The organism is Photobacterium minamisatsumaniensis (genome assembly GCF_050336695.1).
Classification (GTDB): domain Bacteria; phylum Pseudomonadota; class Gammaproteobacteria; order Enterobacterales; family Vibrionaceae; genus Photobacterium; species Photobacterium minamisatsumaniensis.
Map to the genome: position 1 here is coordinate 1 of NZ_JAKJSI010000031.1, position 26,987 is coordinate 26,987.

22 protein-coding genes are annotated in these 26,987 nt (G+C 41.5%); 11 read left to right on the forward strand and 11 right to left on the reverse strand.

Annotation, left to right across the window (positions count from 1 at the left end; translation table 11 throughout):
• Positions 1–242 precede the first annotated feature (242 nt).
• The 5 genes from L4D78_RS16905 to L4D78_RS16925 form a co-directional block, all read right to left on the reverse strand.
• Positions 243–878: a winged helix-turn-helix domain-containing protein gene (locus L4D78_RS16905; RefSeq protein WP_428468028.1), complete on the reverse strand. Its 636-nt coding sequence runs from the start codon at positions 876–878 to the stop codon at positions 243–245.
• Positions 879–2,276 (reverse strand): sensor histidine kinase, encoded by a 1,398-nt coding sequence (locus L4D78_RS16910; RefSeq protein WP_428468029.1) that lies wholly within the window; start codon positions 2,274–2,276, stop codon positions 879–881. It abuts the gene before it with no gap.
• Between the two features lie 184 nt (positions 2,277–2,460).
• Complete coding sequence (locus L4D78_RS16915) at positions 2,461–3,444, reverse strand: SCO family protein (RefSeq protein WP_428468030.1); 984 nt, start codon at positions 3,442–3,444, stop codon at positions 2,461–2,463.
• Positions 3,445–3,536: 92 nt separating this feature from the next.
• On the reverse strand, positions 3,537–5,918 hold the full coding sequence (locus L4D78_RS16920; protein WP_428468031.1) for a multicopper oxidase family protein: 2,382 nt from the start codon (positions 5,916–5,918) through the stop codon (positions 3,537–3,539).
• A gap of 298 nt (positions 5,919–6,216) precedes the next feature.
• Entirely contained in the window at positions 6,217–7,656 is a 1,440-nt protein-coding gene (locus L4D78_RS16925) for a glyceraldehyde-3-phosphate dehydrogenase (RefSeq protein WP_428468032.1), read from the reverse strand.
• 458 nt (positions 7,657–8,114) lie between these two features.
• Between L4D78_RS16925 and L4D78_RS16930 the strand changes: the two genes are divergently transcribed.
• A complete protein-coding gene (locus L4D78_RS16930) occupies positions 8,115–8,765 on the forward strand; it encodes a PEP-CTERM sorting domain-containing protein (RefSeq protein ID WP_428468033.1) in 651 nt (216 codons plus the stop codon).
• A gap of 67 nt (positions 8,766–8,832) precedes the next feature.
• Here L4D78_RS16930 and malZ read toward each other — a convergent pair whose 3' ends face one another.
• The 3 genes from malZ to L4D78_RS16945 all read right to left on the reverse strand — a co-directional run bounded on the left by malZ (position 8,833) and on the right by L4D78_RS16945 (position 12,508).
• Positions 8,833–10,692, reverse strand: a complete 1,860-nt coding sequence (malZ, locus tag L4D78_RS16935; protein ID WP_428468102.1) for a maltodextrin glucosidase — start codon at positions 10,690–10,692, stop codon at positions 8,833–8,835.
• A 154-nt stretch (positions 10,693–10,846) separates the two neighbouring features.
• Positions 10,847–11,296, reverse strand: coding sequence for a DUF4174 domain-containing protein (locus L4D78_RS16940; protein WP_428468034.1), 450 nt, complete (start codon positions 11,294–11,296; stop codon positions 10,847–10,849).
• 288 nt (positions 11,297–11,584) lie between these two features.
• Complete coding sequence (locus L4D78_RS16945; RefSeq protein ID WP_428468035.1) at positions 11,585–12,508, reverse strand: LysR family transcriptional regulator; 924 nt, start codon at positions 12,506–12,508, stop codon at positions 11,585–11,587.
• A 184-nt stretch (positions 12,509–12,692) separates the two neighbouring features.
• Between L4D78_RS16945 and L4D78_RS16950 the strand changes: the two genes are divergently transcribed.
• From L4D78_RS16950 to L4D78_RS16965, 4 genes are all read left to right on the forward strand, one after another.
• Positions 12,693–13,886, forward strand: coding sequence for a glycine C-acetyltransferase (locus L4D78_RS16950; RefSeq protein ID WP_428468036.1), 1,194 nt, complete (start codon positions 12,693–12,695; stop codon positions 13,884–13,886).
• Positions 13,887–13,985: 99 nt separating this feature from the next.
• Positions 13,986–15,017, forward strand: coding sequence for an L-threonine 3-dehydrogenase (gene tdh, locus L4D78_RS16955; protein ID WP_428460621.1), 1,032 nt, complete (start codon positions 13,986–13,988; stop codon positions 15,015–15,017).
• Positions 15,018–15,212: 195 nt separating this feature from the next.
• Positions 15,213–16,808: an ABC-F family ATPase gene (locus tag L4D78_RS16960; RefSeq protein ID WP_428468103.1), complete on the forward strand. Its 1,596-nt coding sequence runs from the start codon at positions 15,213–15,215 to the stop codon at positions 16,806–16,808.
• A 108-nt stretch (positions 16,809–16,916) separates the two neighbouring features.
• On the forward strand, positions 16,917–17,366 hold the full coding sequence (locus L4D78_RS16965) for a YaiI/YqxD family protein (RefSeq protein WP_428468037.1): 450 nt from the start codon (positions 16,917–16,919) through the stop codon (positions 17,364–17,366).
• 169 nt (positions 17,367–17,535) lie between these two features.
• Here L4D78_RS16965 and L4D78_RS16970 read toward each other — a convergent pair whose 3' ends face one another.
• The 3 genes from L4D78_RS16970 to L4D78_RS16980 all read right to left on the reverse strand — a co-directional run bounded on the left by L4D78_RS16970 (position 17,536) and on the right by L4D78_RS16980 (position 19,942).
• Positions 17,536–18,636 (reverse strand): ParB/Srx family N-terminal domain-containing protein, encoded by a 1,101-nt coding sequence (locus L4D78_RS16970; protein WP_428468038.1) that lies wholly within the window; start codon positions 18,634–18,636, stop codon positions 17,536–17,538.
• 125 nt (positions 18,637–18,761) lie between these two features.
• Positions 18,762–19,433, reverse strand: a complete 672-nt coding sequence (locus L4D78_RS16975; protein ID WP_428468039.1) for a DUF3334 family protein — start codon at positions 19,431–19,433, stop codon at positions 18,762–18,764.
• 146 nt (positions 19,434–19,579) lie between these two features.
• Positions 19,580–19,942, reverse strand: coding sequence for a glutathione S-transferase N-terminal domain-containing protein (locus L4D78_RS16980; protein WP_428468040.1), 363 nt, complete (start codon positions 19,940–19,942; stop codon positions 19,580–19,582).
• A 405-nt stretch (positions 19,943–20,347) separates the two neighbouring features.
• On the opposite strand from L4D78_RS16980, the gene L4D78_RS16985 reads away from it, so the two are divergent.
• The 6 genes from L4D78_RS16985 (at position 20,348) to nagK (ending at position 26,925) form a co-directional block, all read left to right on the forward strand.
• A complete protein-coding gene (locus tag L4D78_RS16985; protein ID WP_428468041.1) occupies positions 20,348–21,298 on the forward strand; it encodes a response regulator in 951 nt (316 codons plus the stop codon).
• Positions 21,298–22,287 (forward strand): GGDEF domain-containing protein, encoded by a 990-nt coding sequence (locus L4D78_RS16990; RefSeq protein WP_428468042.1) that lies wholly within the window; start codon positions 21,298–21,300, stop codon positions 22,285–22,287. Before L4D78_RS16985 ends, L4D78_RS16990 begins: the two co-directional genes overlap by 1 nt.
• A 142-nt stretch (positions 22,288–22,429) precedes the next feature.
• Complete coding sequence (locus tag L4D78_RS16995; RefSeq protein WP_428468043.1) at positions 22,430–22,777, forward strand: DUF3802 family protein; 348 nt, start codon at positions 22,430–22,432, stop codon at positions 22,775–22,777.
• 200 nt (positions 22,778–22,977) lie between these two features.
• Positions 22,978–25,017, forward strand: coding sequence for a methyl-accepting chemotaxis protein (locus tag L4D78_RS17000; protein ID WP_428468044.1), 2,040 nt, complete (start codon positions 22,978–22,980; stop codon positions 25,015–25,017).
• An 88-nt stretch (positions 25,018–25,105) separates the two neighbouring features.
• Complete coding sequence (locus tag L4D78_RS17005) at positions 25,106–25,825, forward strand: tRNA-uridine aminocarboxypropyltransferase (RefSeq protein WP_428468104.1); 720 nt, start codon at positions 25,106–25,108, stop codon at positions 25,823–25,825.
• Positions 25,826–26,013: 188 nt separating this feature from the next.
• Positions 26,014–26,925, forward strand: coding sequence for an N-acetylglucosamine kinase (gene nagK, locus L4D78_RS17010; protein WP_428468045.1), 912 nt, complete (start codon positions 26,014–26,016; stop codon positions 26,923–26,925).
• Positions 26,926–26,987 lie beyond the last annotated feature (62 nt).

The window sequence follows — 26,987 nt, forward strand, 5'->3', positions numbered from 1 at the left end:
GGAAATGTATTGATTGCTAGCGAGATCTAAGAATTAAAATTCCCCATAAAATTGATGATAAATTAAAATTAGCATAGAAATAAAAGCTTAATAAATAATGTGATAACTGAAACTATCAAAAAATAAATATGTGATAGCTTCAGTGATATTGACAGGGTTAAATTAAATATTTAGTGAAACATAAAAGGGGTTACCTACCTTAGCAGTAAACTAAAGCACAAAGTTATATTCTATTGGTTTTACTATTTTATAATTTGGTGACGGAAAAGTTGCTCACCAGCTTTTGATAAGCGGTAAACACGGTTGTCATCTTGGACAATTAGCTCGGTTTTCTTCAACGTTTGAATATGGAAGTTGAGTTTTGTATGATCCTCAATATCAATAAGCCGGAATATCTCCATAAATTTCAATGAACTATTTTCTGTTAAATGCTGAATAATGTCTCGTCTGATAGGGTTAGAAAGGGCTGAATATACTTTATCGAGATTCAGTTTGGTTGCATCGGGTATAAATGCTTTTTCTGCGATACAACGCTTAACAGTCATTAATAATTTATGGCTGTTAAAAGGTTTCGGGATAAAATCATTCGCCCCTTTTTGCATGGCATCGACGGCAATCTCTACTGTTGCAAATGCAGTGATAAGAATGACAGAGAGGTTAGGGTTATATTGACGAAGGTTTGATATCGTCTCTGTGCCTGTAATGCCAGGAAGTAAATAATCAAGTACAGCTAAATCAAAAATGTGCTCCTGACATAAGGCGATTGCTGAGGTGGAATCTATCGCGGTATGTACGCTATAGCCGGCATGTTCCAGAATATCTACAATATTCTCTTTAAGCATTTCATCGTCTTCAACAACGAGAATTTTACCTGTCATTTATATCTCCTTTGCGAGCTTGGCTGTTACTGTTGTACCAATATTAATCGTGCTTGTAATTGTAAGCTCACCATTATGATCTGTCGCTATTTGGCTACAAATGGTAAGCCCTAATCCGGTGCCTTTACCGATGGGCTTTGTTGTAAAGAAGGGATCGGTCACCTTCGAAAGCGTTTTAGTATCTATACCACAGCCTTGGTCGGAAACCGCTATTTGTACGTACTCACGGCCGTCAAGCATACAATCATGAACGGCAATTTTTACGTCACTACCGATATTAGAGGCATCGATGGCATTACTGACAAGGTTGATAATGAGTTCTTCAATCTTAATTGGATTAGCGAGTATGCTTATCGCCTTGTCACATTGTATGTCAACATTGTATCCCCTGGTTTTATGTGCGAGAAGCTGTAACGCAGAATCAATGATTGTGTATACATAAACGATATGCGCTTTTTCTTCACTTGAGCGAGAGTAGTTGAGTAATTCTTTACATATAGTTGCAGCCCGGTCGATTCCAAGCCGTGTTCTTTTGATGAGCTCAGCATCTCTTTTTTCAGTTACTCGACTTTCTAACATATCAAGTGATAAAGTTGAAGATGCAAGCGGATTATTGATCTCATGAGCAACGCCGGATGCTAATTGTCCTATAGCCTTATACTTGTCAGAGATATAAGCTTGATGGAGGTGAGATTCAATAATGCGTTCCTTTTCTTTGTCAAAAACGTCAAGCGCTTGATATAGAGCGATAAGTAAGGCAAAGGAAATAACTACTCTCGCGTAAAAAAGTGATGAACCGACTTCAACAGGAATGATGCCACTCACCACACTCATTAGAATAAAAGCGTACCCAGTGAGTCGGAAATAACGGCCATAACTTTTTTTTTCATCGGTTAATTGTTGGCCATAATAAATTAAGCATAACCCTGCTATAAGCGCGGCTGGAAACGCTAAAATCAAATGTGCAAAATACTCAACATGATCAATCGCCTCTTTACTCAGCGATGAAGTGGATAGAGCATGAATGAAAATGAAGGCGTATATGCTTGTGGCAAGTAATAAAGTAACTCGGGCGATTTTTTTAACGGTTGTGTTATGAACGTCTGTTACCATCCAAGAAAATAAAAGTAGGAAGGAATAGGCGAGGGTGAGCTTTGTTAGTCTGAGCCATTCGATAAACGTCGATTTGGGTTCTTTAATACGATCACCAAAAAGGTTGATATAAAGTTCAGACCATTCATAAAACGCATAAGCGAAACTAAAAGCAGCCAGTGCCCATAAGCTGTGTGATATTTTGAGCTTACTATTACGAAAATTACGGAATAATATGGTACAGCCAATAGAGAAGAATGCTAGGCCATAAAATAGGTAGACGAGAAACGTTGAAAAGTAATTCATGATAGGCTTAAGTTGAAATAACCATATAGATAGTAGCGTGTTCTTGCTCTGTTGATAAGTGTTAGCTATGTATAGATGTGTTGCGATTTATTACCAGGTTGGAAAAAAGTACAGCATCATTACTTTCATAGATATGATGCTGTATGAGTACTCATAGTAGATCGTGTTACAGGTGTTTAAATAACTAATTTTTTTTACCTTCTATAATGCTTTTGGTGAGGATTAGGTTAAGTTGATCTTGCTCTTTTAAAAACGCCATTATATCACTGATGTCTTGCTCGGTAAGCTGTAGGTTCGGCATACGAATGCCATTGTAGGTATTCAGTAACGCTATAGCGGTGGTGTCTTTTTCTGCAAACATTTTATCGGGTTCTTTCAACCAGCGCTTGAGCCAAGCGTCATCTCTTCGCTGTGTTACACCTATCAAACTTGGGCCCAGCGATGGCTTGTTTTCGTATGTATGGCAGGTAACGCATCGGGTTCTGAATAAGTATTGCCCTTTACTTTCCTCTTCTAATATTGGGGCTTGCTCATAAGAAACGAGTTGTTCTAAATCCGTATTTTTCCAATTGTGCAGCCAATCTCCGACCATGGCTGATAAAATGGCAGTGTCTTCAAATGGTGAGCGTTTCATCCATCGTCCGGTTGATTCGTTGCCGATGATTAAGCTCAAATTATGGTCGGGTTCTTCTGCACCTTGTATTTGGATCTCGTCGATATAAAGGCCGAGTTTTTTGCGTAGCTCAATAATGTCTTCTTCACTGCCGGTCAGAAATTGCCAGCCAGAGGTAATGTTGTACTGTTTCGCATAGGCATTGAGCCTCTCTGGGGTGTCATACTCGGGGTCGATAGAGATTGAATAGAAAAAAATGTCTTTTCCGACTCTATTGCCCAACATGTTCTGAAGTGCAATAAGGCGTGCAGTCTCTAATGGACAAGCATTTTGGCAACGGGTAAAGATAAAATTAATTAAAACGACCTTATCTTTTATTAGGTCATCATAGAACTTTACTTTCTCGTTGTTATGGTTAGTTAAAATCGTGTTTGGGAAGTAGTTTTCATGCCATTCTGCGGCATATGTTGAGTGTATAGGAATTGTAAATAGTAGAGTGGATAAAGCGAATCGGCAGACCTTTGTTTTTAGGCTGACTATTAGTTTTTTCATCATAGTGTTAATCCATGGTTTTACGATGCTGTAACCGTATTAGGATTACGGTTACAGCACCGTATTGTTGTGATGCATGTGATCTATTGTGAGGTTTATTCGTTGAACTCCTGCTTCGCATCTTTGTCGCCGGCTTTGTAAGTTGGCAAGCTAAATGAGTCTGCATAGCTCACGCCGTTCCATGTCGGCATGGGGGTACGAATAGGTACGGTTTGACCGGGATTTTCAATGTCCCACCTTAGCAGTTGGGCGTGATCTTCATGCTGGGTATTGTGGCAGTGCTCTAAGTATGACCCTTTGAATTCTCGGAACCTTAAAGCAACTGTCAGCTCACGACTACTGTCTTCATCCTCACCTAATCGATAAACGTCTTTCCTCGCCCAGCGCTCCCATTCTGGAGGCTTTCCACCATCGCGAGATAAAATTTTGCCTTCTTCAAAGTGAATATGAATAGGATGACTCCAGCCGCCGCCACCTTTTAAATGCCAAATTTCGACATCACCTTTATTAGGCGCAGCCGAAAGTCTTTTCGGGTCGGCTGCGAAACCTTGTCCACCATCGGTTTTTATGGTCCATGGACTAGAATCTGTACCACTACTGCGACCAAAGTCAAACGTTCGGTGCTTGGCATTAGCCAGTTCAGATTTGGTAAATTTAGGCAATGGAATCATTTTCTTTTGCCCTTTAACATAATTAGCCGGATCCATACTTAAGTCTTTCCCGCTATAAGGCTGCACCCGCAATTCTAAAAATTTACCCACGGCAGGATCACAGGTGTTACCTCGTTTGAATGGGTTATTAAACGCTTTCGAGCGGCTAAGTGAACCTTCAGGCTCTCTTCCATCATTATGTTCCATTAAGTTAACGAGATAGATTTTTGTGCCGGGTTTAAACTGACTAAAATCAATGATGATGTCATAGCGTTCAGCAACAGCTTGTGTGGGGAGTTCACCTTTTTCAAATAGAACGCTGTGCTGCATGATATTGCCATCATTTGCAATCATATAAACTGGGACAGGTTCTTTGTCTTCTGTCATCACAGCAAGCTTCATATAGCGTGAGACTGAACCATTAAGTAGGCGAAAACGGTATTTACGCGCCCTGACATCAAGATAGGGTTTGTATTGCCAGTTCACCAACATTTGATCACCTAAAAAGCCGTCTAAATTAAATATATTGAAGAACAGCTGACCTCTTTTATCCCATGCTTTGTCAGCCATGACGAGGTTGACGTCGTAATCACGGTTCCCCCAATCAAGATAATCACCACTAGGGAAGCGGAGGTTAGTCCCGTCGTTGATAGATTCATTTCCCCGATCGATTGAACTATAAATATTTAGCATTGCGGCGTTGCCTTTGTAGACATTCTGGGCGGTAAAATCGAGCATGTGATCATGAAACCATAGGGTGCTCATGGTTTCACGGTAATCTCCGGGGATTTTTTTGATTCCTCCATAACCATCAGGGCCGCCTGCTTTCGGGTTTGTAGCTTTTTTATTGATGTGATCGTGGCCTGCGAGGATCACTGGCCAGCGGTAGTCGTAATATTGTCCCGGGAAGAAAAAGGATTGAGTATACCCGTCACTTTCTGCCGGATTATGGCCATTATGCTGGTGGGTCGAGAGAGTGTGTAATCCAAATCCATTATTAGCTGAAGGTGAAATGGGGAGGGCGTTGTAATGCCTAAAGAGCAAGGGATAACCGTAGCGCATTTTGAGTAACTTTGGTGGAAATGTACCGTCAAATGTCCACACGGAATTACTATCTTGCACAGGCATAGATGGATGAAACTGCATTTCTAGCCCAAAGGTGGTGCCATAGTAGCTATCAGTATCTGGTCCATTATCCCAATGATATGTGGAGTGGTATAACCCATTAAGACGAAACTCTTGAGACTTATATTGGTGACTTTGGTATTGATCTCGCCAGCCGCTATTCACTCGCGCACCAGCTTGTGCTGTTACTGTGTATTCAACGGGGTAGAACTCACTCCAGCGTTGATGTGCCCAGTCATTACCGGGCGGGCGCCCTTCTGCAGGTGCTTTAGATAAAGTGCGGTTTAAATAGGCTCCGATTTTATTTCTCCAAGGATTGAAGTCTTGTGTGTTTGCTAATGCACCTTGGCTATTTTTATTCGGAATGGGGTATAGAGGTTGGCTAAGAAACGTATCAAGCATTGAGCCATCAGGTGAAGAATTATAATTTTTAGGCGTTGGAAACGGTATCCCTTGCGAGCTAGAACTCGGGAGTTGCCGAGTACCAAACTCTTCGAATCGATATAAGGATTGAGTAAACGGTTGGGCATTGAATAATGGACTAGGAGGTGCATCGGTTGGAACGTTGCACTTATCAGCAAGTAATGGCGTGTGTTGAATAGATATGGCAACGAATAATAGTCGCCTCAGGTATATGGAATAGGTGGGATTGTGATGCTTGGTCGTACTTAATTTGCGGATGCTTGATCGATAGAGAGACATATTATTCACCCAAAGATGACTACGCTTGCCTAGAAAGTAGTACTTCGTTATACAGGAATCATACGAAAGATAGTTTAGGCAGGGCCTCTCGACTGGGTAAAATAAGTGATTAACTTCAGGGTGAATGAAAGCCCAGATTTTTGGTTTTTCATCTAACTGTTTTATAGATAAAAACAGCTGTTGAGGTGAGTGTGTCAAGTATTAAAGTTAAGATGGTGTGTAAAAAAGAAAGCCGCCAAAGATGGCGGCAAAAGCTAGGAAACTATTTTATTGTTTTAATTCGCTTACTTATTATTCGCTATTTAATTTCTGGGTACGTTTTGTAGCGTACGCCCATCATTTGCTCCATGCAGTGCACTACTTGGCAGCTATAACCAAACTCATTGTCGTACCAGATATACAGTACGCAGCGCTTATCTTGCGCTATGGTAGCTGCACCATCAACGACACCGGCATGGCGTGAGCCAACAATATCACTCGACACGATTTCAGTGGATTGCGTGTAATCGACTTGGCCGGAAAGTGCAGAATTTAACGCAATATTACGTAGGTATTCGTTAAGCTCATCTTTATCGGCGTTTAGATCTAAATTGAGGTTAGCCACAGCCATAGAAACATTAGGCGTTGGTACACGGATAGCGTTGCCCGTTAGTTTACCGGCCAGCTCTGGTAATGCTTTAGAAACTGCTTTTGCAGCACCCGTTGAAGTCAAAACCATATTCAATGATGCAGAACGCCCACGACGTTCACCGCTATGGAAATTATCAATGAGGTTTTGGTCATTGGTAAATGAATGAACGGTTTCGATATGACCTGAATGAATACCGTATTTGTCATTGATAGCCTTTAGTACAGGCGTAATGGCATTGGTCGTACAGCTTGCCGCTGAAATGATGGTATCATTTTCTTGAATAACAGATTCATTAACCCCGAACACGATATTTTTGATGTCGCCTTTACCAGGGGCTGTCAGCAGCACTTTTGCAGCACCTTTACTGCTAAGGTGCTGGCTCAGTCCTTCTGTGTCACGCCACATGCCTGTGTTATCAACAATCAGGGCATTATTGATGTTATAGGCCGTGTAATCGACATCTGCTGGGCTGTTCGCGTAGATCATTTGAATGTAGTTACCATTAACAATAATGGCTTTACGCTCTTCATCTACAGTAATGCTGCCATTAAATTGCCCATGTACAGAATCACGGCGTAACAGGCTGGCACGTTTTTCTAGATCACCATGCTTACCGCCACGAACAACAATCGCTTTAAGACGGAGAGGGTAGCCTTGGCCACTCTTTTCAATGAGTAATCTTGCTAGCAAGCGACCAATGCGACCAAAGCCATAGAGTACAACATCGCGAGTTTCTAACGATTGCGTACTGTTTAAAGACTCGAGCAATGCGGTATGCAAGAAATCAGAGATGTTGGAGTCATCGTCATTGGTTTTCCAGTAACTATGGGCAAGCTGTCCAACATCGATACGACATGGAGACAAGTCAAGTTCATTTAGTACTCGAATGACCGCTAAGGTCTGGCCTGGAGAAAGCTCGCTACCAGTGTAGCGACGAGCAACACGGTGTGCTTTTATAATATCAATAATCGATGCGTTTACGATTTGACGTCCAAAAAGGAGTATTTCAACGCCTTTTTGACGGTAAAGCTGACCTAGAAGTGGTGAGATTGATTCAGCATTTGTTTGGCTTGTTTGCCAGTCGAGAAGATATTTTTCTGGACTCATCTTTACTAAGGACCTTTCACGTTAGGGAAGAGGTGGGTTTTAATCTCACGCTAGTGAAATGTAACCCAATTGTTATATTATTTTTATGGTGGTGAGTGTAACGTTTGCGTGGTTTTTATCCTAGTAAAAATAATGGCTTAAAAGTGTGATCTGATACGTTGTGAAAGAGTGATGCAGTTCAATATTTTTTACAGTGCCGATAACTAAAAGCAGTTTTTTGTCGAACTTTATTTGTCATGCTAACCAATGCTACTTATTGATTATAAATATCTTAATTGTTTTTTATTCTGCGAAGTGAAGCGTTCCATTATGAGTAATTACTGTMAGTTTTTTTACACAATTGAGATTAGCAGGCTTAGGTAATACTTTAACTTATTGATCTCTAGTTATATTCAATTTTTGGCATATTGATTGCATTAATTTCCGTACAACCGGGTAAGGAAAGGCATGGTGACAATATGAAGCAACGAATAACTATTATGGTTTTTATCGCGAGTATTTTTACTTCAGCGACACAAGCCGCAATTTTGTCAGTTACTCAGGCTAACATGTCTTCTATCGGTGGAAGTGCGCAGCTACTTGTTACGGCACCTGTATCAGTTGAAGATGATGCACCTGAAAATGAAAATATGGCACAACAGGGGTTTAATGAGCGGCAGAATGTATTACTGACATCAGCATTGCAAACCGATGACCTGTTAATAGCTGCCGGTACTCGGGTTGATAGCCATATGATTTTTTTAAATAGCGATCGGCGTCAAAGGATCAAGCATAACAATGTTTATTGGACTTTTAGTGGGACGATCCTCGGTGTGATGTCTGACCGTCACGGAACACTTGAGGCTGCCTCTAATTATCTTGGCCATCCCGATACAATCTATCCTGGAAGTTTCAGAAACCGTGGATTAGAAGGGCGTAACTCATACGAGATTAACGATAATGTACTTACTGTTAATATGCGTGTAAGAGAGCCTGGTGACTGGATTCGAGTGATCACTGATGTTCCTGAGCCAGCAATGCTAGGGCTCTTCGGCTTGGCGCTATTAGGCTTAACAGTAAGGCGTCGCAAGCCAGTAAATGCGCCTTTAGGATTAAGGGGAAAGGCTTAAGGTTAAGTAATAGGCCTAAGCTTCCCTCACTAACATTGGGCTAGTGAAGGGAACTTAGGTAGCTGTGTTAACTTGCAAGCAGTAAACCTTCCTTACCTGCCAGTGTCATCGAGAGTATGCCATCTTTAACGAGCCATTCGTCACCTGTTAGCAAGTCATTTAATGCTCCATTGCTCAGGCCTAGCTGCCAAACTGGGAGTTCGATGGTTTTTGCTTTTTCGCTATTATTTAGCAGGCATATCGTGATCTCGTCGCCAAGGGTGCGAGCAAATCCTAAATGTTTATGCTCGGCACATAACCATTGAATACTGCCTTCTTGTAGCGATAGCCGTGTTTTACGTAGCGCTATTAGCTGTTGAACATAATCGAAAGTATCGTGAGGGGCTTCAGTTCGTTCCCACGGGAAGCAGCGACGGTTATCAGGATCTTGCCCTCCTTCAAGACTCACTTCAGTGCCATAGTAAATACACGGCGCACCCACATAGCTAAACAGCATAAGCAGGGCGAGCTGCATGGTTTCTTTGTCACCATTTAAGGTGGTGAGAAAGCGTATGGTGTCATGGCTATCAAGCTGGTTAAGTTGAGATAGTTGGTTTAACCAAGGGATTTTGCTTCTTGCTTCATTTAACCATTCGACAAACTCTTCAGCCTCAATTTGGCAGTTGTGGTAGGCAATGTCTTTGTTGGCAAAAAAGGCGCGCATGGGGTGAGCAAAACCGTAATAGTTCATCGCACCATCTTCTTGATCGCCCTGAAGCCAGCTTGTTGCCTCAAAAAAGTGTTCGCCGAGGACATAACAATCTGGGTTTACGCTTTTAGCGGCATGACGAAATTCTTTAACATAATGAGCGTTATTTTTCGCACCGGCACCTTCGCCCAACATATGAATGACATCGAAGCGCCAAGCATCAACATGGTAAGGTGCGCGTAGCCATGATTTGATCACCGCGTTTTCACCCGCATAGATATAGTCTTGTACTTCAGGGTTAGAGAAGTTCAATTTAGGCAACGTCGAAATACCGTTCCAGCCGATATAGTCATTACTAGCACCATCAAATTGGTAGTAATCACGGTAGGGAGAATCCGGGTGATTATAGGCACCTTGAACCTGATTGCCGCCATTGGCATTCTTACCGTATTTATCGAACCAGTGATGATCGACAGAAGTATGGTTGTAGACGGCATCAAGCATGATTTTCATATCACGGCGGTGGAGATCTGACACCATCTCTGCAAATTGTTCATTCGTACCAAGGTGAGGGTCGATATTTTGATAATCAGAGGTGTCGTACTTATGGTTGCTGGGGGCGGTGAAAATAGGATTTAAGTACAGTGCAGTAACCCCAAGTTTCTGCAGATAATCAAACTTGGAATGAATCCCAGCTAAATCACCACCGAAGAATTCATTTGGGCCATTTTTACCATGCTCTGAAACGGCTTCTCCCCATGCTTTCGCTAAAGTCGGTCGTTCATTGCCATTAAGGCAGTATTCGTTGGTTTTAACACTAAGGCTACTATCACCGTTGCAGAAGCGGTCGGGAAAAATTTGGTAAAAGATTTGGCTTTTTACCCATGAAGGAGGCTGATGCTGGTGATTGAATTTAAAATGGTGCTCTCGGCCTGGAACTCTCGGGCTAATACCACTGCCGTGTAACCACCATTGGCGGTTATTCTGCATCACTTTAAAGCAATAATATGAAATAGGCTTATCTAGGCTGAGTGGAAGCTGGGCATGCCAATACTGCAGTTTGCCGTTTTGCTCGCCACGTTCCATGTCGATAAGACATTCTTCGTTATCTGGTTCACAACGCACGAAAATGGCTGAAATTCGTGTTTCGGTATCACTGGCAATCGTTAACTGTAAATGGTTATCGGAGGGAGTCACCCAAAAGGCATCTTGTCCGTGGTATAGGTAAGGCACTTTCATCATTGTTTTAATAGCCATCATAGATAAGTCGGTTGCTTTAACATACTGCTTTTTAGGCTAAAGAAAATCCTCCCATGTAAAAACTTGGAGGCGTAGTCGGGGGCGTAGTGAAAACGTGTTACATCTATCAAGCTTTGAAGGGGGGCGCTGAAGGTTAAATTGCACAGCGGCTTGTCGGTTGTGAGGCAATTTCTTTTTTACGCAGTGGCATGTCGTCAATTAATTGATGGATATAGAGCCAGTTTGTCTTTTCCCCCCAACGGTGTTTTTCGAGTCCATCCTTACCTATGAGTATGGCGGTATGGCTATCACTGGTGATGTTGTATTTCGATGTTAGGTGCTGAACTTCTTCTTGGGTAAAGGCATTTTCTGGTTTGTAGAAGCCATCATGAGTAATAACAACGGTTTTTATATCACGTTCTTGCAACTGGCAATCATGCATTAAACTCTGCTTAATAAAATTATTCACATGCTGATCTTTCTCTGGTGCAAAGTAGAGGATGCTTCGATGATTCCAATGGATAGAACCGGTTGGGTAGGCGAATACGTGAAAGTGCGTAAACATAAAAAACATAGTCACAAATTGTATAAACCAAATTTTCATCGTTATTTTCTCTACTTACGTTAGCGAGAAAGGCTTAATTTACTCGATGTCACGCAGTGACGGCACATAAATCAGACCATGCAGTAATGCTTTTTTGTACTGCAGGTTTGCCAATAATTAACGACTTGCTTGTCAAAATGGATCAAGTGAATTTGCGCTTTAAGTTCAATATTTGAGCTTATTATTTGTAACAGAAGTATAGGGTATCAAGGCACCTTCAACACCAATCATTAATATGGCAACTATTACAATGCGTTAAATGATAGGTGTTGAAGCCATTAAAGAGGATTAGGAGACGGTGTATTTTTTGAGGTGTTCTTCAACATAGTCGATAAACACGCGAAGTCTTGCTGGCATAAACTTTGTCTGCGCAAACTGGAGTGCGATATCGCCCTGATAATTCCCTTTTATTGTCCAATCGTTGAGTACTTGTTGGACAGAGCCATCAACTAATGCTTGCTTGATCACAAAATCAGGAAAAATACCGATACCGAGATCATCCGTAACCCCCTTTAATCGCATCTGAGAGTGGTTAACGGCATAGCGGCCCTTAACGGCAACGGTGTGACATTCATCGCCTTTTACAAAGTCCCAAATATGATCGGTGGTGGTCTCACCTAGATATAAACAATCATGATTAAGCAGATCAGTTGGATGAGTCGGTGTCCCTCTCAAAGCAAGGTAATTAGGGCTGGCACATAGGCTTAAACTGACTTTGCCCATCTGTTTCAAGACTTGTCCTTCAATCGGCTTTTCGGTTAAGCGAAAGACAACATCAATACCATCAGAGATTAGATCTATCTCGCCATCAGACGCTTTTAGCTTTAGCTCTATATCTGGGTAGTAGTCGAGAAAAGGCTTCACAAGTGGTTGAAGTACAATACTTAAAAATGCTTTTGGCGCGGCAACGGTTAACGAGCCTGACGGCGTTTCATGTTCAGAACTGGTAAACTCTACGGCTTGTTTTGTAGCTTCGAGTAGGGTTGTACATTGATTGTATATACCTTTTCCTGACTGCGTTATTACCAGCTTTCGAGTGGTGCGTTCAAGCAACTTGGCAGACAAGGTTTTCTCAAGTTTTGATAGCTGTTTGCTAAGCGCTGAAGGGGTCACCCCCAGCTTTTTGGCAGCGGCGGTAAAGCTGCCTTCGTCGACCACAATTTTGAATGTGGCTAGCTCCGGCATAAGGGCAATTAGTTTATTTGTGTCCATAATTCAACAGTCCTTTTCCAAGAGAGGGGATAATAGTCTGAATTGCCTTGGATTAGAATGGCTAAAGTTCAAAGAACCTGTGAAATGAACATTTTTTTCAGGCAAATAACCTAATATTTTATATGGAATATTGCCTAGTGGAGCGTTTACCGCATTCACTAAAAATAATATTGAGAGGAACATCATGTCTGCCGCATTTTATGATCAAATCAATCAGCAAATAGAAGAAGTAAAAGCTGAAGGTCTTTACAAATCTGAACGTATTATCACTTCTGCTCAGAAAGCAGCGGTATCAATCAATACTGGCGAAGAAGTACTTAACTTCTGTGCCAATAACTACCTAGGCTTAGCAAACCACCCTGCACTTATCGAAGCTGCGAAAGGCGGTATGGATGAGCACGGTTTTGGTATGGCTTCTGTACGTTTCATCTGTGGTACGCAAGATTCACACAAAGAACTAGAGCAAAAGCTTTCTACGTTCCTTGGTAAAGAAGATACGATCCTTTACACATCTTGTTTCGATGCAAATACAGGCTTGTTCGAAACTATTCTTGGTAAAGAAGATGCGATCATCTCTGATGCACTAAACCATGCTTCAATCATTGATGGTGTTCGCCTGTGTAAAGCAATGCGCTTCCGTTACTCAAACAACAACATGGAAGAGCTAGAGCAGCAACTAATCGCAGCGAAAGAAGCGGGTGCTCGTCATACGCTAATCGTAACTGACGGTGTGTTCTCAATGGACGGTGTGGTTGCAAACCTTCCTGCTATCTGTGACCTTGCTGATAAGTACGGTGCACTAGTAATGGTTGATGACTCTCACGCTGTGGGTTTCATGGGCGAAAACGGTGCAGGCACACATGAACACCATAATGTTATCGATCGTATCGATATTATTACCGGTACGCTAGGTAAAGCGATGGGTGGTGCGTCAGGTGGTTATACTTCTGGTAAGAAAGAAGTCATTGACTGGTTACGTCAGCGTTCTCGCCCGTACCTATTCTCTAACTCTGTTGCACCTGCAATCGTATCAGCTTCAATCCGTGTACTTGATCTACTTGCTGAGTCTGGCGATTTGCGTACACACCTATGGGAAAACGCAGCACACTTCCGTACACGTATGGAAGCCGCTGGTTTTACAATGGGTGGTGCAGATCATGCAATCATCCCAATCATGCTGGGTGATGCAAAAGTGGCTGCAGAATTCGCAGAACGTGCACTTGCGAAGGGTATCTACGTGGTAGGTTTCTCTTTCCCTGTTGTACCTAAAGGCCAAGCACGTATCCGTACTCAAATGTCTGCAGCACATTCACGTGAACAACTAGATAAAGCGATTGATGCGTTTATCGAAGTGGGTAAAGACATGGCAATTATCTAAGCTTGCTTAGTTAATACCCAATTAAATTCTAAGGGCTGCAGGTTGATTTTTAATCCAATAACAACCTGCGGAACATTACCCTGTAGTAGGAATAACATAATGAAAATTAAAGCACTTGCTAAGTTAAAGCCTGAAGAAGGCATCTGGATGACTGAAGTCGCAAAACCAGAGCTTGGTCATAATGATCTACTTATTCGTATTAAGAAGACGGCCATTTGTGGTACCGACGTTCATATCTACAACTGGGATGAGTGGTCACAAAAGACAATTCCTGTTCCTATGGTTGTTGGTCACGAGTATGTAGGTGAAGTTGTTGGTATTGGCCAAGAAGTTCGCGGCTTTGAACTTGGCGATCGTGTATCTGGTGAAGGTCACATCACTTGTGGCCATTGTCGTAACTGTCGTGGTGGTCGTACACACCTTTGTCGTAATACGACGGGTGTTGGTGTAAACCGCGAAGGTGCATTTGCTGAGTACTTAGTTATTCCTGCATTCAATGCATTTAAGATCCCTGAAGGTATTTCAGATGATCTAGCGTCTATTTTTGACCCGTTTGGTAACGCTGTTCACACTGCTTTGTCTTTTGACCTTGTTGGTGAAGATGTATTGATTACGGGCGCTGGCCCAATCGGTATCATGGCTGCTGCTGTTGCGAAACATGTTGGCGCACGCCATGTAGTTATTACTGACGTTAACGAATACCGTCTAAAGCTTGCGCGTGAAATGGGCGTGACTCGTGCAGTGAATGTTGCTGAAGAAAAGCTTGAAGACGTAATGTCTGAACTTGGCATGACTGAAGGCTTCGATGTTGGTCTTGAGATGTCTGGTAACCCATCAGCGTTCAACAGCATGCTAACAGGCATGAACCACGGCGGTAAGATTGCTCTACTGGGTATTCCACCATCAGATATGGGTATCGATTGGAACCAAGTTATTTTCAAAGGCTTGGTGATCAAAGGTATCTACGGTCGTGAAATGTTTGAAACTTGGTACAAGATGGCGAGCTTGATTCAGTCAGGCCTAGATCTAACACCAATTATCACACACCACTACAAGATTGATGACTTCCAAGAAGGCTTTGATGTAATGCGTTCTGGTATGTCAGGTAAAGTTATCCTAGATTGGGAATAATCGTTCCTTTCTAAGTCGATATGAAAAGAGCCGATCTACGGCTCTTTTTTTATTTTAGGTGTTTAAAAACAAACATCTAAATAGCTAGGTGATGTAACTCACAAAACCTGCTATAATCTGCGCTAATTCACAGAAAAGTCGTCTTTAGAGACGGCTTTTTTAATGCTTGATAGACACCATAATTGGAATAGTACATTGATTTCAACAGCTAATATCACAATGCAGTTCGGCGATAAGCCATTGTTCGAAAACATCTCAGTTAAACTTGGTGGTGGTAACCGCTACGGCCTTATCGGTGCGAACGGCTGTGGTAAGTCAACGTTCATGAAAATTCTTGGCGGCGAATTAGAGCAGTCAGGCGGTACTGTTTCTCTTGATCCTAATGAGCGTATGGCGAAGTTGGGTCAGGATCAGTTCGCATACGAAGAATACTCTGTGGTTGATACCGTTATTATGGGCCACAAAGAGCTTTGGAAAGTAAAAGAAGAGCGTGATCGTATTTACGCACTACCTGAAATGTCAGATGAAGACGGCATGCGTGTTGGCGACCTAGAAACAGAGTTTGCTGAAATGGATGGCTACTCAGCTGAAGCACGTGCGGGTGAGCTACTTCTTGGTTTGGGTATTGCGGAAGACCAGCACTTTGGCTTAATGAGCGCTGTCGCTCCTGGTCTGAAAGTACGTGTACTACTTGCACAGGTACTATTTGCTGACCCAGATATCATGCTACTTGATGAACCAACGAACAACTTGGACATCCACACAATTAGCTGGTTGGAAGAGATTCTATTGGCGCGTAACTGCACCATGATCATCATTTCACACGACCGTCACTTCCTAAACAGTGTATGTACACACATGGCTGACCTTGATTACGGTGAACTTCGCGTATTCCCAGGTAACTATGATGAATACATGATGGCCGCTGAGCAATCTCGTGAGCAGCTACATGCCGATAATGCAAAGAAAAAAGCACAGATGGCTGAACTACAAACGTTCGTAAGCCGTTTCTCTGCGAATGCATCGAAAGCGAAGCAAGCAACATCTCGCCAAAAGCAACTTGATAAAATTCAATTAAGCGAAGTGAAGGCATCGAGCCGTCAATCACCGTTTATTCGTTTTGATCAAGAAAAAGAGCTATTCCGTAACGCATTAGAAGTTCAAGACCTAAAACAAGGTTATGATGACAACATTCTGATCAATGGCGTTAAAATGCTGGTGGAAGTAGGTGAGCGTATTGCTATTATCGGTGAAAATGGTATTGGTAAGTCGACACTACTTAACACATTAGCTGGTGCAATGGATCCAATGGAAGGTATGGTTAAGTGGTCTGAAAACCACAATATCGGCTTCTATGCTCAGGATCACAACGCTGATTTTGCAGAAGACATGACACTGCTTGACTGGATGGGTCAGTGGAAGAAAGATGGCGATGACGAACAAACTGTTCGCGGTATTCTTGGTCGTATGCTGTTCTCACAAAATGACATTAAGAAATCGGTAAAAGTGATTTCAGGTGGTGAGCAAGGTCGTATGTTGTTTGGTAAGCTAATCATGCAACGACCAAACATCCTTCTGATGGATGAACCAACTAACCACATGGACATGGAATCTATCGAAGCATTGAACCTTGCACTTGAAAACTTCAAGGGTACGCTTATGTTCGTTTCTCATGACCGCCAGTTTGTTTCTTCAGTCGCGACGCGTATTCTAGAAATTACTAAAGATGGTATTGAAGACTTCCACGGTACTTATGAAGAGTACCTAGCGAAGAAAGGCCTTATCGGTTAATCTTCACGTCTAGTGAATACTGAAAAAAGCCGCCGAATGGCGGCTTTTTGTTATTTAGAAAAATGACGCTTATAAGCGGTTCATATTCAGTAATAATAAGGAAAGAGAATGAAAATTTGGGTGGATGCTGATGCTTGTCCCAACGTAGTCAAAGAAATTTTGTTTCGTGCGGCTAACCGTGTCGGTGTTGCTGTAACCTTGGTTGCAAACCAATTTATTCGCGTCCCACCTTCACCGCATATTAATTCTATTCAGGTAGAAGCGGGGTTCGATGTTGCTGACAACTATATCGTGCAGCACGCAGAAGCGGGTGACTTAGTGATAACCGGCGATATTCCATTAGCCGATGAAATTATCACAAAAGGTGCGCATGCATTGAATCCTCGTGGTGAAATGTATACTAAAGATACGATTAAGCAGCGATTACAGATGCGTGATTTTATGGAAACCATGCGTAGTTCAGGCGTGCAAACAGGTGGTCCAGCACCGCTCAATCAGGCCGATCGCCAAAACTTTGCCAATAAGCTTGATAGCTTTTTGGTTAAGCATCATAACTAAAACTGATAAGGCTGACGATTTATCGTCAGCCTTATTGTTATGTAAACTTATAGTTAACTTCCATTATATGCGCACCTTCAATTAAGCCATCAAGGTTGAAAGCGATAACGGAAGGACACATACCAACTTTAGACATAAAACAGTTAAAATTACTGCTTAATCAAGTTGTTCAGTTTTCTTCTTTCTTACCATCTTCAGTACTTTTTTCTGACGTATTTTGTTCGCTTTCTTCTGCGGCGACATCATGTGCTTCTTGTTCTTTTTTTGCTTTCTCTTCATCTAATATCGCTTTAGGTGTCGATTTTTCTTTTTTGTTAAGGCGGTAGGCTATTGCAAGGCCAAATGAGGAAGTTTCATCGGTTAGGAGTGTTTCGAGTGCTTTGCTATCAACAGTGCTGAGCTTGCCCATTTCAGCAGCTGTACGTTTTGATTTACCGACAATTTCATCATCGGGTGTATCAACAATGATGGTTGCCGCTTCGGTGATCGCTGTTGCATACTCATCAGGATCATTCAAATCATACTCAGACACTTTCATTTTTTTTCGTAGTAATAATGCCCAATTTAAAGCTAGGTAGGGTACTGATAGCTCAGTGTTTTCTTTACCGTCAGGCTGAGGTTCCAGATAGCTAATACCAAGTAAGAAGTTGGCTAACGATAGGTACTTATCATGCTTTAGTTGTTTTCTACCGATATATTCTGGTAGGTCATCAGGCTTTATCTTCTTACCTTTTTCGTTAACTAACCAGACCTCATTATCGTTGATCATTTCTGGCCAAAAATCGTCACCAGAACTGATAAGGTTATGACTGACCTTCACCGTAATTGGTACGCTAATCCCGCCATTGGGCATATCCCAGAACGTAGAGAGAATTGTTTGATTCGTGGTTAAGTAAAGAATGCCATCTTCAGGTGCGACCACAACAGTGCTCAGAGCATCGGTGTCCGTGCCGTGTTTGTTTGTGCAAGTGTAGGACTCGGGCTGAGTTGGGGAGGAAGCGTCATCCCAGTGTTTAATGCCTTTGGCACCATTGAGGTGGCAAAGATCATCAAACATATTTTTCAGCTCGATTTTATAGTTCTGCAAGTTTGCATTTTCAGCATCATGGTCAAGTATTGCCTGAGTTGGCAAAAGTTGATCTAAGGTTACTGTGACTATGTCACCATTATCAAGTTCGCTATAGCTTACTTTTTCAGCAAAAGAAGACGAAATGACAAAAGAGGAAAGTAAACAGAGCGAAGAAGACAAAAGAGCACGCCAGCGTTGCATATAATCTAACCCCATAGAAAAGATGACCAATGATAGTCTAGCAAAGTGGGGTATTGGGCGGGTGTGTTAGATGTAATAAAGCAGCAAGCTTAACTTACTGCTTTGTTGTTCGATAAAAAAATCGACTAGATACCAAGTTCATCAAGCAGATCAAAGTCAACGGATTGTGCTGAATTTTTCTTCTCTGCATTCTTTTGCTGTGCAGAAGCAATAATGCTATCTGGGTCAACCTCTTCGTGCTGTTCAAACTCTTCAAGTTGAATAAATTCAGTCTTATCCATCGCGAGTTCTAAATAAAAGATATTGTTTTTCGCTGTCGTGAAGCTAACTCTACGTGCTTGTGGACGATCAAGATTCGTATCAACAGAAAGAAGGATTTGTTTATTAAGTGCCAACATTTTGGGTTGGTTCTGACTAATGGAAACTTGCAACTCTCTGCGGATTTTACTGGTGAAATCACCCACAACTTGGTTCATTAGTTCGCCGAGCACATCAGCGACTTCATCAGAAGAGTGGTGTATCGCAAGTTCGCTTTCTGATATCCCCATTTTCAGCATATAGTCTTGGTACAGCTCAAGTGCGGCTTGATGAGAAAAGTTAGTTACCACAAGGCCAGTAAATCCACCATCAAAAAGAACAAAGCAACCGATATCCGGCTTTAAGCTTGTTTTGTTGATTTTCTGTACCATCGCTGAGTAATTCACGGGGCTATCTGTCGCTGTTGAAAGCACAGATGAAAAAGATTGGCAGAGCTTAAGGAGAATATCGTCGGTTGTTATGATTTTTGTTTTTTTCATGGTGTTCTTTAGTCGTCTTTATATGCTCGCAGTGTGTCATTAAATGCGAAAAAATGCACAGTGATTACGTTATGAGTTGATATAGCTCACTATTTTTATTCAGTGGTACTCAGTTTCACACTGTGCAGGTTTTAAATTTGGTTACTTTAGTTCGCGTAGCGTTGCTCAAGATAAGCAATGATATCGTTAGATTCATACATCCATGTAATATCACCAGACTCTTCTTCAATGCGTAGACAAGGGACTTTACGCTTTCCACCACCGGTTATAAGCGCCTGCTCATGAACGGATTGCTTTGCATCGATCGTGTCTAACGGAAGATTTAAGCGCTTCGCTGTACGGCGCACTTTAACGCAAAAAGGACACGCATCGAACTGATAAAGCTTGATGTTACGTAATGATTGTTCAACTTGGTGTTGCTCATCAGTACTACGTTGAAGAGCTTTTGGTGAAAAAAGAGCGTTTAGTAGCAAAATTGCCCGACCAAGAACCCAACGAATCACTTTCATAACTTACTTCCTTATGATTAAAATAGTATTAACTCAGTAATGATAACGATTAGTGTTGTGAGTTAAAACCATAATTATAATAAGGGTAAAGGTCTGAGAGTGATATTCCCTCTCGGAATGATATTTGAAATGACAGTAAAATTGTTTTTTATCACTAAACGTAAATATTAAAAGTAATCTAAATCGAAAAAACACCTTAAGAAAATGTATGTAAATACAGGCGCTAAACATAGAAAAAGACGATCGACTTCACTTCATTGTGATTAATATAACAGTTTTAATTATGATTACTGATTAAATTTATTACTATTAACGATTCTATTTCATGGCCGAAAAGGCATTGCTACTGTGCATAAAATTAGAAACATCCTTATTTGTGATGACTCACCTGTTGTACACAAAACCATGTACAAATACCTTTCACATTATGCTGGATTGACATTGCATTTTGCGGAAGATGGAAAGCAAGCTATTGAGTGTATTGTAAATATAAATGTGGATGTTTTATTTTTAGATCTAACCATGCCAATTATGGATGGCTTTGAAGTATTACAGCATTTACCTATTAACCAATATCAAACAAAGGTTATTGTACTTTCTGCCGATGTACAAAAAGAAGCGATTGAACGGTGTCTTGATTTAGGTGCAAGTGCATTTTTAGCAAAACCATTTAATCAAGCACAATTGGCTACGTCACTCTCGAATATTGGTGTGAGCTTGTCAGTCCCTGAAACATCGAATCAACGGCCAAAGTTGGGACAAGATCCAGTTGCTAAACATACAAATGACATTAATTACCTTTCTCAATTTAAAGAAGTCGCAAATGTTGCGCTAGGTCGAGGTGCGGCAATAATATCCGATCATTTTGGTGACTTTATTAAGATGCCTTTACCTAATGTGGCGATGCTTAGTGCCGGCGAGCTCGTTATGACGATTAATGATATTAAGCAACAAACAGAAACAGTTGCTATCGCTCAGCGATTTGTTGGTGGTGGGATCCATGGTGAAGCTTTAATTTGTTTAGAAGGAAAAGATGTCGATAAATTTGGTAAGCGCTTAGGGTTTAGCCAAGTGAATGAGCATAAAAATGAGGTTGTTATTGATATCGCAAATTTAATGGTATCTTCATTTTTAGTTTCCTTATCAGAGCAAATGAATATACCTTTTTCAGTGCGTCAGCCTATTGTTTTAGAAGAATATATGGCATGGGGTGAAATTAATTGCAATAAAAGTGAATATTTTACGGTGGAGTATCGTTATCAGGCTGAAACATTAGATGTCATATGCGAAGTGTTATTTATGATGGATCAAGGTTCAACAAAAGTGATTAAGCGAATTATGGAGACATTACATTAATGAATAACCCTATTACGCTATCTGATTTTCATTTAACTATGCAGGTTATAGATAATATTGACGCTGGTGTTGTTATTCTTGATCATGAATATTCAGTACTTGCTTGGAATACTTTTATGCAAGCATACAGTGGTGTTAGTGCTGATCAAATAATGGGTAAGAATTTATTTGATGTAATTGAACATTTACCGGTTGAATGGCTAAAAAACAAAATTTCCTCTGCATTCAAGCTACGTACTCGTTCTTTTAGTTGTTGGGAGGATAGAGCAAGTATTTTTAATTTTACAAACTTTAGCCCAATAACAGGGGGGGAGTCGGTTATGTATCAAAATATGACGCTGACACCTCTGAAGTCATTGAGTGGCGATTATTCGCATATGTGCTTAACGGTAACCGATGTTTCTGATATTGCCAAAAGTAAGATGCACCTTCGCGAATCTAATGAACAGTTAACACATTTAAGTATGACAGACCGCTTAACGCAGTTATTTAACCGAGGGCATTGGGAGACGTGTTTAGACAAAGAGTTTGAATCCTGCCTGCAATGTCGGGAGCCATCGACATTAGTCATGTTTGATATCGACCATTTCAAAAAAGTGAATGATACTTTTGGCCATGTTGCAGGTGATGGTGTAATAAAAAACATATCAAACCTGTTACGACGCACCAAGCGCCAGAGTGATATCGCAGGGCGTTATGGTGGTGAAGAGTTTGGTATTATCTTACCGGCAACATCGGCAGAGCTGGCTCTGTACTTTACAGAGCGGCTACGGACTCGCATCGAAGCGTCATCTGTCGTTGCAGACATCAGAGACATTCAGGTAACCATTAGCTTGGGCATATGTGAATGGTCACCTTGTATCGAAAACTATGAACAATGGCTTGAGTATGCAGATACGGCACTCTATCAATCTAAACAAAATGGACGTAATCAATCGACGGTGTTCACGCACGCAAGTACAGGAAATAATCAATCAGCGGCTGGGTAGTGTGAGACTGCTAGGATTACTGAAAATTTAATATTGATATTGTTGTAATTATCATCGGAATTTTTAAAATAGACTGAGATATTTATACCAAATAGGCGTAAATACAAGATGATTATTTTTGTTAATATTGAGCTAAAGAATTATGGTTGTAGAATCTGAAGGCTATCACGCGTTAATTGAATACTTTACCGAACACTTATCGTTGTTTGAAAGAGCAGAAAGTGAAGGTTGCCAAGAGACAGTGGAAGATGTAGTTACCGATATGATAGCGACGAATTTAATGGCAGTTTTCTCTCAGAATCCTGATTTAGAGTCTGACTTTCGTTTCAAATTGATGCAAGAAGCAGATGCAGTTATGGCTGATCTTACTGAAGTACTTGCTGGTGCTTGGACACGCTGCCCAACAAATGAACAGGTTGTTTTTTTAGAAGATTATGTTGGCTTAGTGAAAAACCTTTTCGATAGCGCAATTAGCAAGGAAATACAGTAAATAGCTATAAGATAGGTTACAACAGAACAGAAAGTGGAGAATGTTCAACTTTGGAAGCGTTAATTTACTTTGCTTCTCCATTTTATAAATAAAATACCCCTTGAAACCTTTTTGTCATATTTCCTTAGTATTTTACTCTTGAACTTATAATACGAATTTTTATTAAGCACCCTGTACTTAATAAACTTCAAGGGATAAACATGGAAGTATCTTCTAAGAGTCGATCAAAATTATCGATCGTCACCTCTATTCAAATTGTCTTTCTGCTACTGGTCACAATGGGTGGGTTGTTATCGTATTTTGGTAGCAATGGCCTAAATAATGTATCAAAAGAGTTTGAAACGTTAAGTCAGCAAGCATTACCAGTCACCATGAATAATGCTGCCATAGTAAAAGGCTCGCTGCTATCGGCTCAGCAACTCTTAGAGATGATTAACAGTGCATCTGTTGAACAGCTAGAAACAGCATTTAATGGGTTTAAGAGTGAACAACAAACTGTGCTGCAAGCACTTGTTGAATTAAGGACTCTAGCGGATAACTATGCAATTAGTTGGCTTAAAAACGATGTAACTCTATTATCTGAGCAGTTAAGTAGCATCGATATGGTCGCTGGCGATCTGTATTCCCTGCAGCAGCAAATACTGTTGAACCAAACGACGGTGAATAACGATAAAGCGATGATGAACTATGCGGTGTCATCTGTTCGCGCCGAAATGACTCGCTTAGGCACAGAAACATTCAATGGTGTGCCCGATGGCCTTAATCATGTCACCAATTTCGTAAACCACTCTCTGGAAATGGCCAGCCACCTAATGGCGTTGTTACTCGAAACAGATGTAACGAAGGCGAAAAGTTATGTACGCAGCTTACGCGGGACTAATTTGTCTGGTATGAACTATGCGTGGCGCGAAATGAATCGTATTGACAGCTCAATTAGCGATTACAGCAGTGTGACTGTGCCTTTCCAAATGGTCGGAGAGTTGTTTGAAGAGGGAAAAATCGTTGATTTACACTTAACAACACTAGGTTTAATGCAAACACAGTCGTTGAAAGTAACGGAAGCTCAAACACAAATTTCTTTGATTATGGATCAGCTTGATACGCTGACTCGTGGTGCTGATAACATGATCAGTCAGGGAGAAGTGGGTGTAATGAACGCGACAGAAAATGCGATAACGCTGTTCGTTATGTTGAGTGTTGCTGGCCTTGCAGTAGGTATTGTATCCAGTGTTTGGGTTAGCCAAACGGTTAAGCGTGCGTTGTCTAAAATTGATCGTGTCGTAAAGGCAACAAGCCGGGGCGATTTGACAGCTAGAGCGACACAAAATGCACCGAAGGAGTTTGCAGTGTTAGGTGCATTATTGAATCAATCAAACAGCAACAATAGCGATACGATAGGGCGGTTGGTTAATAACAGCCAAAGCTTGAATATTGCTGCTGAAAGTAGCCAAAAAGCGGCTTCGCAATCACGAATTGCACTAAAAGAACAAAGTGACGAGTTAACTACAATTGCTGCTGCTATTTCTCAACTTGAGATGTCGATTAAAGACATTGTGAGTAGTACTGGTGAGTCAGAATTGGAAGCACAACGCGCCAACCAGTTAGCCTATCAAGGCGTTGAGGTGATTGAACGCAGTACGTCGGGGCTACGATCGTTAGACCAACAGTTTGCGGTAAATGAAGAGCGAATGGTTGAGCTTGATAACCATGTAAATAAAATCACGGAAGTTGTCGAGTTGATCAGTTCTATTGCCGATAATACCAATTTATTAGCATTGAATGCGGCCATTGAAGCTGCTCGTGCGGGTGACCAAGGGCGTGGTTTTGCCGTTGTGGCTGACGAAGTCAGAAAGTTAGCCAGTGAAACGAATCAACAAACAGAATCTATTCGTATAACAATCACAGAGCTGCACCACGCGGCGAGAGAAGCGAATAATGCGATGGCTGTCAGTCGAAAAGAAATGACCTCATCGATTGAACTTAGCGGCGAGGTACAGATTTCAATTGACCAAATCCAAACCATTATTTCCAGTATCAGTGATAAAATTATGACGATTGCCGCTGCAACGCAGCAGCAAGAAAATGCATCCATTGATGTTGGGCGAAGTGTGGAGCAGGTTTCGCATCAAGCGCAAACGAATAGTCAGCAACTAAAAACGCTGGTGAAAGAAGCCAGTACGGTGGCAGATATTGCCCACCACCAACAAGATTTATTATCAAAGTATCAGCTTTCCTCTTAAAAATTAAACGGCATTAATGCATTTAATGATTGCAACCTACTTAGACGCCAGTAAAATGCTGGCGTTTTTGTATTTAGGTAAAGCTGCTATGCGTATCCATGCTGTCCATAAGTTATATGATGAACGCCTTGCTCGTTCGACCCGCCCTTTTAGAGCCCGAGGTTGTAAAGTTGAACGATGCTTATACTGCATGTTGCGTGTGCACCTTTGTATTTGTGATAACAAACCGCAGATCGAATCAAATGCAGCGTTTTTGTTAGTGATGTATGACGATGAAGTACTAAAGCCAAGTAATACTGGCCGCTTAATTGCAGATTTGTTTGAAGAAACATACGCGTATATTTGGTCTCGAACCGAGCCTAACCCCGCGATGCTCGCATTATTGGAAGACCCACAATGGCAGCCGTATGTTGTATTTCCTGCGGAGTATGCTGAACCTGAACGCGTCGCTGACAAGATTACTGTTGAGTCTAACAAGAAACCATTGTTTATCATGCTTGATGGTAGCTGGGCAGAAGCGAAGAAAATTTTCCGTAAAAGCCCATACTTAAATCAGTTTCCTGTGTTGTCAATAAACCCTGAAAAGCCATCTCGTTATAAAGTACGTGAAGCATCGAAAGAAAACCAATTGGGTACTGCCGAGGTTGCCGCACGAATTATTGATTTGTTTGGTGAGCAGAATAATGCTGATGTACTTGATCTGTGGTTTGACGTATTCCGTGAAAACTATATGACGGGCAAGCTAAACCGCGTTTTGCCTGATGATTCAGCATTAAAGCAATTGAAGACCTATATGGCGAATTATTAAGCATAAGAAAGAAATAAAACAACAGCTAGCGCGTATTTTTTGCAATTAGTTGATGTTTCTTTCAGCAACTGCGACGCCATGTCGATTAAAACTCGGCTAAATCAGCGACCTGTCACAGTTTGTAGGTGTAGTTGTGTGGATAATTTTTTCAGTTTTGTTTTTTTTGCAAATTTATCGGAGAGTGCAGGATGTACTACGGCTTTGATGTAGGTGGAACCAAAATTGAGTTTGGTGCGTTTAACGAGAAACTCGAACGTGTAGTCACGGAGCGCGTGCCAACCCCGACAGATAACTATGATCTGTTGGTTGAGACTATCGCGAGTCTGGTTAATAAATACGATACAGAGTTTAGCTGCGAAGGCACTATCGGTTTAGGTCTACCTGGTATGGAAGATGCCGATGATGGTACTGTTCTGACTGTAAATGTACCTTCGGCAAAAGGTAAACCTCTGCGCAAAGACCTTGAAGCTAAAATTGGTCGTACCGTAAGAATTGAAAATGATGCCAACTGCTTTGCCCTTTCTGAAGCTTGGGACGAAGAGCTGCAAGGTGAGCCTTCAGTACTAGGTTTGATCTTGGGTACTGGTTTCGGTGGTGGTTTTATCTACGAAGGTAAAGTTTTCTCTGGTCGTAACCATGTTGCGGGTGAAGTCGGCCATACCCGTCTTCCTCTCGATGCTTGGTTCCATTTAGGTGATAATGCACCGCTACTAGGCTGTGGCTGTGATAAGAAAGGTTGCCTAGATAGCTACTTGTCTGGCCGTGGTTTTGAGTTGCTCTATGCGCATTACTTTGGTGAAGAGAAGAAAGCCATTGAGATTATTAAAGCGCATGCGGAAGGTGAAGCAAAAGCGGTAGAGCACGTTGAACGCTTTATGGAACTACTTGCCATCTGTTTTGCAAACCTATTCACTGCCACTGACCCACATGTAGTGGCACTTGGTGGTGGTTTATCGAACTTCGAACTTATTTACGAAGAAATGCCAAAACGTATTCCTAAGTACCTACTGTCTGTTGCTAAGTGTCCGAAGATCATCAAAGCCAAACATGGTGATTCAGGCGGCGTTCGTGGTGCTGCATTCTTAAATATTCCTCAATAACTTCGTATTCAGCTGATTGACTCAAAGAAGCACCGCCTCCAAGGCTGTGCTTTTTTATTTTT